Annotated in this window: 12 protein-coding genes; 6 read left to right on the top strand and 6 right to left on the bottom strand. The window is 55.3% G+C overall.

Annotation, left to right across the window (positions count from 1 at the left end):
* Positions 1-25: 25 nt before the first annotated feature.
* Positions 26-1,747 (bottom strand): DUF4127 family protein, encoded by a 1,722-nt coding sequence (locus ACY1JZ_RS13360; protein ID WP_462629578.1) that lies wholly within the window; start codon positions 1,745-1,747, stop codon positions 26-28.
* A gap of 257 nt (positions 1,748-2,004) precedes the next feature.
* Between ACY1JZ_RS13360 and ACY1JZ_RS13355 the strand changes: the two genes are divergently transcribed.
* Both ACY1JZ_RS13355 and ACY1JZ_RS13350 read left to right on the top strand, forming a co-directional pair.
* Entirely contained in the window at positions 2,005-2,346 is a 342-nt protein-coding gene (locus tag ACY1JZ_RS13355; RefSeq protein ID WP_462629577.1) for an RNA polymerase sigma factor, read from the top strand.
* Positions 2,298-2,600 carry a helix-turn-helix domain-containing protein gene (locus tag ACY1JZ_RS13350; protein ID WP_462629576.1) on the top strand — a complete coding sequence of 101 codons (303 nt, stop codon included), beginning with the start codon at positions 2,298-2,300 and terminating at the stop codon, positions 2,598-2,600. The genes ACY1JZ_RS13355 and ACY1JZ_RS13350 overlap by 49 nt, the downstream gene beginning before the upstream one ends.
* Positions 2,601-2,738: 138 nt before the next feature.
* Here ACY1JZ_RS13350 and ACY1JZ_RS13345 read toward each other — a convergent pair whose 3' ends face one another.
* From ACY1JZ_RS13345 to ACY1JZ_RS13335, 3 genes are all read right to left on the bottom strand, one after another.
* Complete coding sequence (locus ACY1JZ_RS13345) at positions 2,739-3,743, bottom strand: LacI family DNA-binding transcriptional regulator (RefSeq protein WP_462629575.1); 1,005 nt, start codon at positions 3,741-3,743, stop codon at positions 2,739-2,741.
* Between the two features lie 145 nt (positions 3,744-3,888).
* Positions 3,889-5,964, bottom strand: coding sequence for a beta-galactosidase (locus tag ACY1JZ_RS13340; RefSeq protein ID WP_462629574.1), 2,076 nt, complete (start codon positions 5,962-5,964; stop codon positions 3,889-3,891).
* A 143-nt stretch (positions 5,965-6,107) separates the two neighbouring features.
* The gene (locus ACY1JZ_RS13335; protein ID WP_462629573.1) at positions 6,108-6,419 is read right to left on the bottom strand and encodes a hypothetical protein; all 312 of its coding nucleotides are present in this window, start codon (positions 6,417-6,419) and stop codon (positions 6,108-6,110) included.
* Between the two features lie 149 nt (positions 6,420-6,568).
* Here ACY1JZ_RS13335 and ACY1JZ_RS13330 point away from each other — a divergent pair, with 149 nt between their 5' ends.
* The 4 genes from ACY1JZ_RS13330 (at position 6,569) to ACY1JZ_RS13315 (ending at position 12,706) form a co-directional block, all read left to right on the top strand.
* Entirely contained in the window at positions 6,569-7,663 is a 1,095-nt protein-coding gene (locus ACY1JZ_RS13330; RefSeq protein WP_462629572.1) for a GerAB/ArcD/ProY family transporter, read from the top strand.
* Between the two features lie 22 nt (positions 7,664-7,685).
* Complete coding sequence (locus ACY1JZ_RS13325; protein ID WP_462629571.1) at positions 7,686-9,119, top strand: spore germination protein; 1,434 nt, start codon at positions 7,686-7,688, stop codon at positions 9,117-9,119.
* Entirely contained in the window at positions 9,116-10,303 is a 1,188-nt protein-coding gene (locus tag ACY1JZ_RS13320) for a Ger(x)C family spore germination protein (protein ID WP_462629570.1), read from the top strand. Before ACY1JZ_RS13325 ends, ACY1JZ_RS13320 begins: the two co-directional genes overlap by 4 nt.
* A gap of 300 nt (positions 10,304-10,603) precedes the next feature.
* Positions 10,604-12,706 carry a methyl-accepting chemotaxis protein gene (locus ACY1JZ_RS13315; protein ID WP_462629569.1) on the top strand — a complete coding sequence of 701 codons (2,103 nt, stop codon included), beginning with the start codon at positions 10,604-10,606 and terminating at the stop codon, positions 12,704-12,706.
* A 197-nt stretch (positions 12,707-12,903) separates the two neighbouring features.
* On the opposite strand, the gene ACY1JZ_RS13310 is transcribed toward ACY1JZ_RS13315, so the two are convergent.
* Both ACY1JZ_RS13310 and ACY1JZ_RS13305 read right to left on the bottom strand, forming a co-directional pair.
* A complete protein-coding gene (locus ACY1JZ_RS13310; protein WP_270165856.1) occupies positions 12,904-13,833 on the bottom strand; it encodes a manganese-dependent inorganic pyrophosphatase in 930 nt (309 codons plus the stop codon).
* A gap of 126 nt (positions 13,834-13,959) precedes the next feature.
* Positions 13,960-15,471 carry a phytoene desaturase family protein gene (locus ACY1JZ_RS13305; RefSeq protein ID WP_462629568.1) on the bottom strand — a complete coding sequence of 504 codons (1,512 nt, stop codon included), beginning with the start codon at positions 15,469-15,471 and terminating at the stop codon, positions 13,960-13,962.

The following is a 15,471-nucleotide window of genomic DNA, read 5'->3' as shown; positions in this document are numbered from 1 at the left end:
TTATCGGTATCCCTCCCTTCCTCCCTCATGGCTCTGCATCAAGCGCTGTTACATGAACCATCGGCTTCAGTGTAATCTCAAAGGCTCGCCCCCAACTAAAGAACGCCGCCCCTGCAGGAAGCTCGAAGCTTGTATAGTCTGCCAGCTCCCAGCCGGCTGGGGCGATACACCATACGATGCCTCCCCCATTGTCTGATGAACGATTAAATGCAGCTTGACTCGCCATCGCGGCTGCCTGGGCTTGCATGCGCTGCTCCAGCAGCACGGACAACTGCTCGTAATCGCTTGGACGGACGAACAGCCGCAAATTCTGGTCGGCAGTCACATTCGTGTACGGTGTGCGCGCAGCCGCTTCGGCGCGAATCTCGCCGATCACCACCTTTTTGTAGCCGTAATCCTTCAATAATCGTTTGAACAGCAAGGAAGCGTGGGCATCCGCCGCATCTGCTCGCACCGCCTGCTCCGCCTCGGCTGTGACGAAGGCGTAACGGGAATGCGCCATACCGAGCGCCAGGCCAATCTTATTGCCCGCTGTATTCCATCCGCTGTATCCGAACATGCGGCCAGTGGCAGCATGGCTAAGCAGGCTATTCGTCGTCTCATGCCCGGAAGCCCCTCCGCTAGTGAAGTCGATCAGGATGGTAGGTATCCCGGATGCTCCATTTGCTGCAACCCGCGCTGTGGCGGTAGCCGCCTCCGAGGCTGCTGTAACCGCAACAACCTCCAGCTCATAGCTATCCCCATCCGACAGCCCCCCTCCTGCAATATCGATGTGGCTGACCATATTGTCATGCACGCTCTGATACTCGTATGGATTCACAATCGTCGAGCCGTGGGGCCCGTAATAGCTCACCAGATACTGAGGATAGGAGCCGTCTCCATACAGTTGCCTCGCTATGCGCGCCAGCAACGAGTGGCCGAGACCGTCCGCATCCGGCAATATAACCGCGCGCCCTGGATGGCGGCCGTTCTGTCCACCCAGCCGATCATCTATATAACGCTCGATCCAGGCAATCTCATTCGCCTGGATACCATGAATATAAGCGTCATCCACCCCAATCGCGATAAAATCGACATACCCCGGCTCCACCAGCTCCTCCAGCACATAACGGGTTGTCTTCAGCTTATGCCGACGCGCATTGTAATACTGTTCCTTGTCGAAATGAACTGCTGCGCCAAACGAGCTCCCGTCAGGCTTTCTATCGTAACCGGACAGAATCGCCTCAAATTCGCTCTGCTGCTGGCGCGGCTGCTGCATCAGGCTGCGCGATTCCTGATACGCCTGCAGCGTCAGTCCCTCTACCTGAACCGTAGACGCAAGGCGCATCACGGTGTCGAGCACATAGACTGGCTTGGCCTTATCATGCTCCTTGATGCCGCGAATCGTGTGCAGCAGGCTCATCGTAGCCGCATCATAATTCGGATACGCCCCGCCTCCGTTGTCACGCAGACGCCTGCTCCCAATCAGACCGCCATAAGCCAGCATGTCAATCGAGAGGATGAAGCCGTCAGCGCACGCCGCATGCTCAGCCAGGAACGCTTGCAACGGCTCTATCTGGCCAAATGTCGGGGCACTGGTGCTGATCACCTCGCTTCCTTCAGCCGTCAACTCCGAATCAAGCCGATTCGCAGTCACCTCCGGCTGAGGAACGATGACCTCGATTCCGGCCGCTCTGCCCTGCAGGATGACATCATCCAGATTCGCTGGCCGGTCATCCAATGGAACGTACACTACTCTTTTTTTCATCGTTAATTCCCTCCATCGTGTCATGTTAGCCGCCCTTGCAGCTACATCGTGTAGGCGATGAAGAAGGCGCGATTACAACCGCCCCGCTGAAAATAGGTCCAACTGTTCACTTCGCCCTCATCAAAAATAGGAACATTTGTTCTTACAAAAACATACAATTCGCGTTATCATTTTATGTATACAGAACCATCTCCATCTACATGACATGAAGGAAAGAAACCTATCCATTTCCTCAATATGAAAAGGAGAGAAATAAGATGTCCCAAGAGCAAAACGTCTATCGCTTCTATCGATCCGCGCTCTACCGCATCGGATGGAGGGTACAGTACCGTGCGCGCGCAACCAGGCAGCGGGAGCTGCCGCTTTCGTGGGATCACATGGCATCAGACCCGGGCTTTTCACTTCGAAGCGTCAACAGGCTCCTGATCGAGCAATTACTACAAGGGCTGCCTGCTCAGGGCAGAGCTATCCTAGTTAAGCTATACCTGCTCGGATTGACCGAGGCAGAGGTCGCGAAGCAGTTGAATATCAGCCAACAGGCGGTGAACAAATGGAAAAAAAGAATGCTCAGGCAGTTGTACCTGACGATGAATTGCTAGTCTTGCTGGAGGGGGCGCGCAATCGTGAGCCTGAGGCGATGCTGGAGCTCATCGAGCTGTACAAGGAGGATATGCGTCGTATGTGCCGCTACATCAGGTTGCCCAGAGAGGACGCAATGGGGGAGATCATCGTGGAATTTCTAGCGTTTATCCAGAACGAAGCAGCAGCCTGTCCAGATGCGGACAGGCTGCCTGAAGGAGAATGTGAGAAGCGTCAGACCTGGACGGCTCATCAGGAGCCGCTTCGTGAATAGCCGTTCCCATGTGGTTCGACCGACCGTCGTCATGTAGCAAAGCACCCCGTGCTGGGAGCCGCGAGTGACATCGTCAGCCGCCCGCACTGCTGTGGTTCTATTCGCAGCGGTGCCGCGCTGCATGTGGGCATGTCCTGCTCAGATGGCGCTTTTACGGATGACCAGCTCCGCATTCAAGTACACCGTCTTCACCAGCCGCCGCTCCTCAACGATTCTCTCGAGCAGCAGCCCTACCGCATTTTTACACAGCTCGTCCACATCGATATGGAAGGTCGTCAGAGGTGGCGAGACATATTTGGCAATACTAATATTATTAATGCTCATTAGACTCACCCTGGCTGGTATAGCTATCCCCTTCTCATTGAGCGCCTGCAGACAGCCAACAGCAATGGGATCGGATGCCACGAATAGCGCTGTCGGCATACGCTCTCCCAGCCGTTCGATGGCAGACATCGTTAATCGGTATCCGTCCTCAACAGCGAACTGCCTGCCGGTGAAGATCAGCTCCTCATCCAGCAATCCCGCCCGGCTCATGCACTCCCGGAACGTCTCCTCGCGGACATCGCTCACTCGCTCCTTCGTATCGGGATGGAGGTCAATCCCCCCGACAAATCCGATGCGACGATGCCCCCGCTCCATGAAGAAATCAATCCCCTTGCGGGTAATCCAGCGCAGATCAGGGCGGACGGCATCATAATGATCCTGATCTGGCACCGTATCGACGAATACGCCATGGGGCGTCAAGCGGCGCAATCGCTCCAGCTCGGCCGTGGAGAATCTCCCCACCGCAATGAAGCCCTGAATGTCCTCGCCAATAGCATCTATGCCATCCTCTATCGTATAACAGTGCAGCTCAATCTGCTGCTGCTTTGCCTGCTGCTCGATTCCGAGCCGGATCGACTTGAAGTAGACATCATGCAGTTCCTCCCGCTCAGTCAACCAATACAGGAAAGCAATGCTTCGAACCGTCGGTCGAGCCGCCGGCCGAGCCGTCTTCTTTCGGTACCCGAGCCTGTCAGCTACCTCGAATACCCGCTCTCTTGTTTCATCTGTGACTGACAGCGTCGGGTCATTGTTCAACACCCGCGAGACGGTTGCTAACGAAACCTTTGCCATCTCGGCAATCTGCTTAATTGTCGCCATATGCTCCTCCTGATTGCTTGCTCATCGCATGCATGGCTCTATTGTAAAAGACAAAGGGGCATTCCGCCAACCTTAAACTGTACTCCGCCAGGTAGATGACGGCTTCCAGTTCATGTTGCTGTCGTAATGCCCCTCATGCATTGGATTATTCGCGGCTTTGCGAGAGCACAACCGCCCCGTATGGCTCCAGCTCCAGTTGTTCCCCAACGGGTTCGCCGGTCAGCAAGTTAGCGAGACCGCTTCTTCCCGGCCAGCCAACCGTCTGCTGCTCCTCCGTAAAATTCATCACAAACACATAATCTGTCTTGCCATCGGTTCTTACCTGCACGGACACACCCTTGCTTGCCTGTACCGGGAATGGCGCCCCGATCTGCAGCTCGTCCAGCAGCCGCTCATACAGGTCGTCCTGGAAGCTTGTCTCATTACGTGAAGCGATATAGAACGCCTTGCCTTCGCCCAGGCGATTCACGGTCAACGCAGGCTTGTCCTTATAAAAATCTGAAGTGAACGAGGCCAGCGCCTCCGCCGTCTCCAGATGAATCAACTCCACGTAGTCCTTCGCCTCATAACGGGCGCCCCCCGTCATGACCAGCTCTCTCGACTCTGCCGGATACAGTGTATCGATCTCCTCCGCCCAGATGCCCAGCACCTTCTTCAACGGCCCAGGGCTGCCTTCCAGGTTGACCAGATCGGTCTCATTGACCATCCCGGTTGCGTAGGTGGCAACAAAATATCCGCCGCTATGAACGAAGCTCTCCACCTTTGCCGCATAACCCTCGCGCACCATATACAGCATCGGAGCGATCACCAGCTTGTAGCCGTCCAGCGGCTTGTCTGGCGTAATGACATCGACAGGAATGCCGCGCTCCCAGAATACCCGGTAATGCTCCTGGCAGGTCGCCGCATATTGCTTCGTCTCCTTCCCGAAGCCCTGGGCATCCGCAATCGCCCAGTCCGTCTCCCAGTCGTATACGATGGCTACCTTGGCATCCATAGAGCTGCCGACTACCGGCGCCAGTTGGTTCAGCACCTGACCGACCTCTGCCACATCCCGGAATACCCGAGTATGCTCATGCCCTACATGGTCGACGACTGCGCCGTGGAACTTCTCCGATGCGCCTCTGCCCTTGCGCCATTGGAAATATAGAATCGAATCCGAGCCATGCGCAATCGACTGAATCGAGGACAGCTTATGCATGCCAGCCCGCTTCGCCTTGTTTACCTCATGCCAGTTGACCAGACTTGGCGTGCACTCCATGATCAGGAATGGCTGCCCGTCCTTCAACGACCGGTACAGATCATTGACGAAGCCGACATCCTTGGCCAGTGAAGCGGTTGATTGCCAGTCATTATGCCAAGGCGGGTAGCTGTCCCAGGTCACGACATCGACATGCTTCGCGAATTTCTCATAATTGAGTCCTGTAAATGGACGCATATGCGGGTAATTGCCCATAAAGTTGGTCGTTACTGGAATATGAGGCGTCAGCTCGCGCAGCGGCACAATCTCGTTCTGATAGAAGTCGATCGTCTGATCCGTTACAAACCGCTGCCAATCCAGATTCATGCCATGCACCTGATTCTCCCCATGCGGCGCTGGCGACTCGATCTGGCTCCAACTGGAGTAGCGGTGGCTCCAGAAGCCTGTCCACCATGCATGATTCAGCTTGTCCAGGTCATGATCATATTTGTTCTTCAGCCACCCACGGAACGCCTCCTGGCACAGATCGCAGTGGCACCAGCCGCCGTATTCATTCGAGATATGCCACATGATAAGTGCCGGATGGTCCTTGTAACGCTCCGCCAGCTTGCGGTTCATCTCCTGTGTCTTCTGGCGGTATACCGGGGAGGTGAAGCAGTGGTTATGACGCACCCCATGAAGATTGCGGACTCGATTAGCCTCTACCCGCAGCACCTCCGGGTACTTCTCACTCATCCATGCCGGGCGCGCGCCGCTTGGCGTAGCCAGAATAATATGGCCTCCCTGCTCGGCCACCCGATCCATAATCGAATCCAGCCACTCGAAGCGGTATACGCCCTCCTCTGGCTCAATTGCACTCCAACCAAATATATTAACAGAGAAGGTATTGGCCGAAGCCAGCTTCATCAGCCTGAAATCTTCATCAATAATATGCGGATAATCCAGCCATTGATCTGGATTATAGTCCCCCCCGTGCAGCATGCCCGTTACGTTTGGATGCACCGGATTCCACCTTCTGCTCATCGTCTCGACTCCTATCCTCGGCAGTATAATTTATCGAAAAAAAAGCAAACGTTATCAAAAAAAATATATCATTTAACTAGTAAAATATCAATATTATATTGATAAAAATTTTACTATTATTTTTACTGAAATTCATACCTTGCTTATTCTACTCCTTTATTCTTATCCGAGCTCTCATGCAGCAGCGTCGGCTCTGGCTCCTGCTTCTGTTCCGAAGTTTGTTCCGTTCCTTGACGCTGTTCCATCACGCTTTGCGGATGCTTCTCCTCAAAGAGACGGTCACCGATCCATAAGAGACAGAACGTTGGAATAAATGTCAGGCTATTGACCGCAATAAACCCCCATGGTTGATGAACAATGAAGCGGTACCAGGATTTGTCCGGCATCAGCAGGGCAATCAAGAGCAGCCAGGTGATAATGGGGATATAGGTGAACAACCAACGCTTCTTTGCCATGCGCTCTGCCTCCTTCATTCATGTTCATCTTGTTTACCTATCCTTTACCAATCGCTCCTCTCTTTATGCAGCGTTGAAGCACACGAGCAGATGCATAAACTTTACCTCGACGAAGACATACTAACATCATCTGGCAGAGGAGGCGTCGTATGGACAAGCATACTGTTATCTCGAATCGTCAAATGCTTGCTATAGTAGCTCTCGCAACAGTAGGGACGTCCAGCTTGTACGCTCCCGCCACCCTGGTACATTACGGGGGGCGCGATGCCTGGTATCTCGTATTGATGGGAGGTGTCGTAGGCATTATCAATGTCTGCGTCTTTGTGTGGCTCAACCGTCTGTATCCCGGCCGCAACTATATCTCCGTGATCCTGCTCGTCTTTGGACGATGGATTGGCGGACCGTTGGCACTGGTGAGCACGCTGTTTTACATCGATGTAGGAACATGGGTGCTGCGGGAATTTTCCCAGTTTTTTGTTATTGCTTTGGAGCCGACCATTCCCATTGTCTGGTATCTGATTGTTGGCGCACTCATGTGTGGATATGCGGTTCAGCTTGGAATTGAGGTTATTGCCAGAGTGTCCGAGATTATCTTCTTCATCACCATGACCGCCTTCATGGCCATCTATAGTGTGCTGATCAATCAATACCATCCAGAGTATCTGCTCCCGGTGCTGGAGCACGGTCTGCTTCATCCGCTCAAAGGCTTGATGCTCTCCGCTTCGTGGTTCGGGGACTTGATGTTTATCTCGATGATTCTCAATCATGTGCGGCAGACGAAGCGGACTCCTTATTACATAGCCGGAGCCATGGGCGTCATTTTCTTCATTCTGCTGCTGGCAGTCGTCACCTGCATCGTTGTATTGGGTGCGGAAGCCACCAGCACCTTCACCTATCCAAGCATCAGCCTGATACAGAATATTAGCCTGTTTCGTAATATCGAGCGCTTTGACGCGGCCTTGGTTGCTGTATGGGTGATGAGCGCATTTGTCAAAATCACGGTATATTTTTGGGCGGGACTTCAGGCGCTCTCCACCGTGTTCCGGCTTCGCCATCCCGGCCGCTTCGTCTGGCCGCTGGCGGGGGCATTTGTCATAAGCTCCCATTACAAGGCCTGGGGGCTGATCGAAATCTCCCATTTCTATGATCATTACGCCTGGTACTTTGTACTCTTCCAGCTCGGGTTGCCGATGCTAGTGCTGCTGGCAGCGCTGGCAAGACGCAAGCTGCCAGCAGCATCCTAATCCACTTGCGAAGGTGATTCAGATGTCCAACCACACACCCATTAGCAATAACAAAGAGCATAATAAAGCTCTGCTACAGGAGATGCTTCAGCATGCTGACGATCTGATCATCTCCGAGATCCACCCGCATAAGCAGGGGGCAGCTACCGTCTGCTATCTGGACGGGCTGTCCGATCCGATGAAGCTGGAGCAGATGCTCCTGCTGCTGCAGAACGAGGAAGGGATGCTCGCCCCCTTTCGCCAGAGTCAGCCTATTGATACACTCGAGGAAGCGGCTGATCTGATCGCCGGAGGATATGCTGTGTTGCTATATGCCCATTCGGGTAGCGGACTTGCCATTCATGCTCTCGGCTTGCAGTTGCGCAGCGTCGATGAACCAACGAGCGAGTCAGTGCTCAAGGGACCTCGCAGCGGCTTCACCGAATCATTGCAAAATAACATCGCCTTGCTGCGCTATCATTTCTCCTCCCCACGCCTCAAGATCGAATTCAAAAAGCTTGGTACATTGAGCCGTACCAACATCGCGATCTTGTCCGTTGCGGGGCTCACCAACCCCAAGCTCGTGAAGGAGCTTCACCAGCGTATAGATGAGATTCAGGCAGACACGATCCTAGGCAGCAATACGATCGAGGAATGGATCGCAGACAACCCCTATACCTTGTTCCCGCTTACCGAGACGACAGAACGGCCTGACCGGGTCATCGGTGCTCTGCGTGATGGTCGGATGGCTGTCGTTGTTCAGGGCACGCCATTTGCCATCTTGCTGCCCTTCACCTTCCTGCAGGCCTTTCAGGTCAGCGAGGACTACTACTGGAACTACTATGTCAGCTCCACCATCCGTCTCCTTCGCCTGATGTGCGGCTTTTTGGGCATGTTCCTGCCCGCCTTCTATGTCGCTACGGTAACCTTTCATCATGAGCTGCTGCCTACGCCGCTGCTGCAGAGCATCGCTGCGGCCAAGGAGCCCGTGCCGTTCCCCGCGGTCGTCGAGAGCTTCGCAATGATGATCGCCTTCGAGATCATGCGCGAAGCCGGCGTTCGGATGCCTCGCCAGGTCGGCCAGGCGGTCAGCATCGTCGGCGCACTCATCCTGGGACAAGCTGCGGTTCAAGCTGGCATCGTCTCACCGATCATGGTCATCGTGGCGGCCCTGACAGGAATATGCACCTTCACGCTGCCGCCTACCGACGTCAACTATGTGATTCGCATCCTGCAATTTGGCATGACGCTGCTTGCCTCCATGCTCGGCTACGTGGGCATCATGGCGGGCTTCATTATGCTGATTACCTATATGTCCTCCCTGCGCTCCTTTGGCATCCCTTATCTGTCTCCTGCGGCGCCGTTCAGCTTCGCCAACTTGACAGATGTCATCATAAGGCGCCCTCATCCTTATGACAACAAGCTGCCAAGTCTGTTCCGACCGCTTGTGAAATGGCGCTTTCGGAGGCAGCGGTGAGCAGGCAAGCTGGAAGACATGCAGCACTGCTCAAGCTGCTCCTGTGCATGAGCCTTGCCATCACCGGCTGCCGCGGCAACCATGAGCTGAACGAGCTGCACATCGTCCATTCCGCAGCCTTTGATGTGGCGGATGATGGCAAGGTATTCGTTACAGCAGAGATTGCCAGGCTCACACCTGGCGGACAGCAGCCCAAGGGAATGCAGGACCAGACCTTCTATCTCTCCGGAAAAGGAAATAGCATCTTCGAGGCCGGACGATATATACGCTCCAAGTCAGACCGGACACTGCTATGGGGACATACAACTTCAATTCTGATCAGCAGCCGGCTCGCCAAGCAGGGACTGAAGCGGCATATCGAATCCATACGGCGGCTCCGTCAGTTTCGGAATTCCACTCTGGTCTATATAACGGAGGGGATGGCAAGCGACACCCTCCGGGTCAAAAAACCGATGACCACCATTACTTCACAGGTGCTGCGGGGGTTAACGGAGGGCGGGGACAACACCGCGCTGACCACCAAGGTGACGTTGGTCGATATCTATACCGGGCTGATCAATCAATACCGCGATTTGGTCATTCCCTCTATTCAAGTTGTAACAGACAAGGACGCTGGGCAACTGAAGCTGCTCCAGGCACAAGGCCTGTATTTGTTCCAGGGCGATCATCTGGCCGGACAAATGTCCGACGAGTATACCAAAGGCTATATGCGGGCAAACAACAATATGATTGGCTCCTTCGAGACGGTTGCCTGCACAGACGGACAGGATTCAATGAGCTTTGAAAATATAAACAATCGAGCCGAAATTCACGTCATGCTGGACAATAATTCGAAGCCGAGAACGCAGATCGAGATTCGGACAGATCTTAATCTGAATAGTGTTCAGTGCAACGACACCCCCATAACGCCCGATACGATCCGAGAGTGGGAGAGCCAGCTTAACAAAAGTATAGGCAATGAAGTCGAGCGCTTCTTTCGCTACACCCAGAAGCATAAAAGCGATGTGCTTGGCATCGGCGAGCGCCTGCACCGGAAATATCCCAAGCAGTGGGCTGCCATAAAGCCGAGATGGAGAGAGCTGTATGCCGAGATGGAGCTTGAGGTAAAGATACATTCGCGCATCGATCATACGAACTTCATCGTCCTTCAGCCTGACAGCTACGAAGGCGCACCCGGTCTATAGCAGTCAGTAGCAGCATCTTATTTTTCTGCCTCTCCTCTTCTTCTGCATCTTTTGCATCGCATCTGCAACATAGCAGCCCCCAGACGCTATTATGTCTGGGGGCTTGCTTACTTTAACAGAGCCGCCACCAGTTCTCACTCATCTATCGACCGACCCGGTTCGACCGCCTATTTTCCTGCCCATGCCCGTGTATCGATTAATAAGAAAATTGTCGAAATTTAAGTTATTATGTCGATTATCTATTATAATCAGATAAGGAGAGCTGCACTCTATTCTGCTGTGCAAAGGGGAAATCTAACGATGAGATGGTTCAACAATCAAAGCGTCAAAACAAAGCTGGTGACAGTCATCCTGACCATGCTGCTCGTCTTGTTCGGACCGCTGCTGGTTTACAACGTGCTGCAACTGCACGAGCTCAGTCTAGCCAAGGGAGAGCTTAGCGCTGCCCAGAGCGTCAAGAACACCGCTGAGAAGCTGCAGACCGACATGCAGCGCATCGAAAATACACTACTCACGCTTAGCGAGGTGTTTGAAGATGCAAGCCAGCACGGCACGTTCAGCCGCGAGGATGGTATCCGGCTGCTAGCAGCCGAGTTGAAGAAGCAGACCGATGTTGTGGCGTTCTATACGCTGTGGGAGCCGGGGGCATTTGACGGGAAGGATGAGGAGAACCAGAGCAAGCACAGCTATGATGATGCCAGCGGACGCTACCTGCCTTATGTGACCCGCAAGGGGGATACGATTCGTACAGTGCCGTTGCAGGACTACACAACGCCAGGTGCAGGAGACTATTATCTGATTCCCAAATCCACGATGCGCACCTATTGGTCCGAGCCCTATCTGTACCCGGTCAATGGCGAGGAAATTTTGATCAACAGTATGGTCATCCCTATCATGGATGAGAAGGGGAATTTCGCCGGAATTGTCGGCGCCGACTTCAGCCTTGAGCATCTGCAGCAGGTGACCAAGAGCATAGACATCTATGGGGGCTACGGGGCGATCATCTCGGAGGGCGGGCAATTTATTAGCAATGGACGGTACGTCGATGAGGTGCAGACGGCATTTGCCAGTCGGCCTGAGCTAGAGGAGATCTGGGCCAAGGTGAAGCTGGGAGAGTATACGCACTACTCAACCGACAGAGACGGCGAGCAGGTGATCCGTATCTTCACGCCGATCAAGCTGAGCAGTACCGATAATCATATGTACCTGCAGGTAGTCGCTTATAAGAATGTCATACTCGAAGAATATTCGGATACGATGCGCAACACCATCATGCTGGCATCTATCATTATGGTCGTGCTCTGCGGCTTGATGTATCTGGTGGTGCATTTTACGGTGAGGGCGATCAGCAAGGTGAACGCTCTGGCGCTCAAGCTGTCCGAATGTGACTTCACCGAGCGGCTGGAGGTCAAATCGAACGATGAGTTTGGCGTTATGAATGCCAGATTGAATGATATGATGGGCACGCTGAGTCATGCAGTGAAGACCGTATCCGAGCATTCTCTCTCCATCGGCGCCACCGCGCAGCAACTGACGGATAGCGCGGAGCAGACCGGGAAGGCCGCTGAGACCATCGCGACCTCTATCCAAAGCGTGGCGGCAGGCGCCGAATCGCAGCGCGCCGATGCACAGGAGATGTCGCGAACAATGGATGAATTGGCGACGGGTATCTCGCGCATTGCCGATTCTGCGTCTGGAATCTCCGACGCCTCAGGTCATATCGATGAGCAGACCCGCCTGGGCAATGAATATATCCAGTCTGCTGTGAGCCAGATGGACACCGTGTCCAGGTCGGTGGGTCAGACTCAACAGGTGATCGAACAGCTACATATGAAGTCCGAATCCATCTCCCGCTTCATCGGTGTCATTACCGCCATCAGCGCCCAGACGAATATTTTGGCGCTCAATGCAGCGATCGAGGCTGCGCGCGCGGGGACGCAGGGACGAGGCTTTGCAGTCGTGGCAGAGGAGGTGCGGAAGCTTGCGGAGCAATCCCGCCAGGCGGCAGAGCAGATTGCCGGACTCGCGGGCGAGATTCGCGCCGAAGCCCAAGCCGCCCACAGCGCAATGGAGCAAGGCGCCGCGGAGACAGAGCGCGGAGTAGAAGCCGTACAGCGGAGCGGGCATATCTTCGCCACGATTATGCAGGAGATGGGCGCGGTAAATGCACAGCTTGGCGAGCTGTCAGCCTCAGCCGAGCAGATGGCCGCCAGCGTAGAGGAGGTTACCGCCTCCGCCGCGCAGATGCAGCATATTGCCGAGCAATCCGCCGATAATTCACAGCATGTGGCTGCCGCATCCGAGCAGCAGTTGGCTGCAATGGAAGAGGTAACCGCCGCATCCGCATCGCTCTCCCATATGGTCGAGGAGCTGGTTGAACTGATGGGCAAGTTCAGAACCTGACAGACAGCCTCATAGCAATCCACAACGAAGCCGCCTCTGATCCGGCTGGATCAGAGGCGGCTGGATCAGAGGCGGCTGGATTGAATTCATTTGCCATCCGCACATATCTTGCAGGCTCTGCTCTCGCCCGGAGCAAACTATGGCCCCGATCTCCGCACGGAATGCGGGAATCGGGGCCATCTCATGCCGACCTTCTGTTATTGGCTCAGCGTCTCCGTCAGCACAGGGACGATCTGCTTTTTGCGGGATACGACGCCCTGGAGCACAGCCGTATTGTTCTGCAGCTCCACGTTATACGCCTTCTCTACTGCCGCCGCCTGGCTGCCCAGCGCCAGCGCCACCGAGTCACTGTTCAGAATGTCTGTCACAACGAGCAGGAACAGATCCAGCCCCTTGGCAGCAATCGTCGCATGGAGCGCCGCTTCCAGCTCAGCCTGACGAGCGAGCACATCATTCGGATCGATAGCATTAACCTGAGCGATCTCTACCTTGTAGCTGCCCATCTGGAACTCCTTCGCGTCCAGCGACAATAGCTGCTCGATCGTCTTGTCGCTTAAGTCAGCGCCAGCCTTCAGCATCTCCAGACCATAGCTGTCCGCATCGACACCGGCGATAGCAGCCAGCTCGCGCGCCGCAGCAACGTCCTGCTCGGTGCAGGTCGGAGATTTGAACAGCAGGGAATCGGAGATGATCGCCGACAGCATCAGCCCTGCGATTGGCGCGCTGATCTCGACCCCATTCTCCTTGTACAGCTTATTGAGGATGGTTGCGGTGCAGCCGACTGGCTCAGCACGGTAATATAGCGGTCCAGCCGTCTCGAAGTTCGCGATCCGATGATGATCGATCACCTCGACCACGGTCACTTGATCAATATCGTTTGCGCTTTGCTGGCGCTCATTATGGTCAACCAGAATAACCTCTTTGGCTTCCCCGGCTACCGCCTCCACCAGGCGCGGCGCTTCCGTCTGGAACGTCTTGAGCGCGAAGGCCGTCTCTCCATTCACTTCTCCCAGACGAACCGCTTCTACAGCATAGCCCAGCTTCGTCTTGAGATCGGCATAGGCAATTGCAGAGCAGATCGTATCGGTATCCGGATTTTTGTGGCCGAAAATCAACGTTTTTTCCATCGTTATAAACTCCTCCATCATGGTTTGAGAAATTGGCCTGGCAGCGTGATGCATGCTCCAGCCACGGCTCCTTTTATTATACCGCCAGTTGGCTATTATTCCTATCGCAAATCTCAAACCTGTATATTATTGATAGAGTTCGATCATACGTTCGGCCACTAGCTGCCCGGATTGCACCACGATCGGTGTGCCCCCGCCGGGATGTGTCGTTCCACCCACAAACCATAGATTGTCGATGTCCCGCGACCGATTGGATGGCCGCAGGAAGGTCTGCGCCGGCGTATTGGAGGAGATGCCGTAGATTGCCCCCTTGTACGCACCCGTGTCGCGGTGCAGTTGCAGCGGCGTATAGGTTAAGCTGACCTCTGCCTCGTTCACGCCTTCAAGCCCCAGCCGCTGTAGTCGCTGGAGCACCAGCTCCTTATAGCTTCCCGCCTGCTCCTCCCAGTCCCAGCTCTCTGACAAATACGGCGCATTCGCCAGCACGAACAGGCTGCTCCCTCCTGCAGGAGCGACCGGCTCCAGTGAAGCAGCCGGATTGCATATATACAGAGTAGGCTCGCGTGGCGGCTGCTTGAGCTTGAAGATCGCCTCGAATTCCTCCTCATAGCGCTCCGGGAAAAATACCGTATGATGGAGCAGCCGGTCATACCGGCGGGGCACGCCGAGCAGTTGGACGAACCCCGACAGAGACGGCTCGTAGCGCTCCAGTCGGTGCTGCGGCATCGATGGACGGGCGCTCTCCTCCAGCAGCGAGCCGTACACCTCCAGCACGTCGCGGTTGGCCAGTACAAGATCCGGCGCATAGGTCGCATCGTCTGTCTCCACCGCGACCGCTCTCCCTCCCCGCACCACGATACGCCGTACCGCTGTGCCCGTGCGCAGCTCTACCCCCAGCTCGGCGGCCAGGCGGGCAAAGGCGGAGACGATCTCATACGTGCCGCCCTTGACCCCATAGATACCCAGCGAGCCCTCGACATGAGCGAGCATGGCGAACAGGGCGGGCGCCTCATAGGGCGAGGAGCCGACATAGGTTGCATAGCGCCCGAACATGGCCAGCGTATGCGGGTGGCGGAAATAACGGGCAAGCAGCTTGTTCAGCGGGGTGAGCGGGCGGATGCTCATGAATGCAGCCGCCAGCTTCGGATTCAGCTTGTCCCGCCAGCCGAGCAGCAGCTTGTTCAGGAAATGCTGCTCGGACAGCTCGTACAGACGCTTGGCCTCCTCCAGAAATAACCGGTACGCCTTGGCATCATGCGGGCTGTAGGCGGCCATCTGCTCCTCCATCGCTTCCGCCGATGCGGACAGATCGACCTGTGTGCCGTCAGCGAATATATTGCGCGCCGCGGGAGCGAGCGGATAGGTCTGCACATAATCCTCCATCCTCCGCCCCGCTGCGGCAAATACCTCCCGGAATCGGTGCAGCATCGTAATTGTGCTCGGCCCGCGGTCAAAGCGGTATCCGCCTGCCTCGATCCGCTGCAGCTTGCCTCCGGGGCGCTCCTGCTGCTCCAGCACCGTCACACGAAAGCCGGCAGCAGCAAGCCGGATCGCGGCTGACAAGCCGCCAAGGCCTGCGCCGATCACCAGCACCTGCTTCTGTCCAGCCGCCTTTCTATACGGGTGTGCCATCGCCAT

This window comes from Paenibacillus sp. J5 (assembly GCF_054955055.1).
The sequence above is the reverse complement of the archived record's forward strand: the minus strand, read 5'-3'. Positions and strand labels throughout refer to the sequence as shown.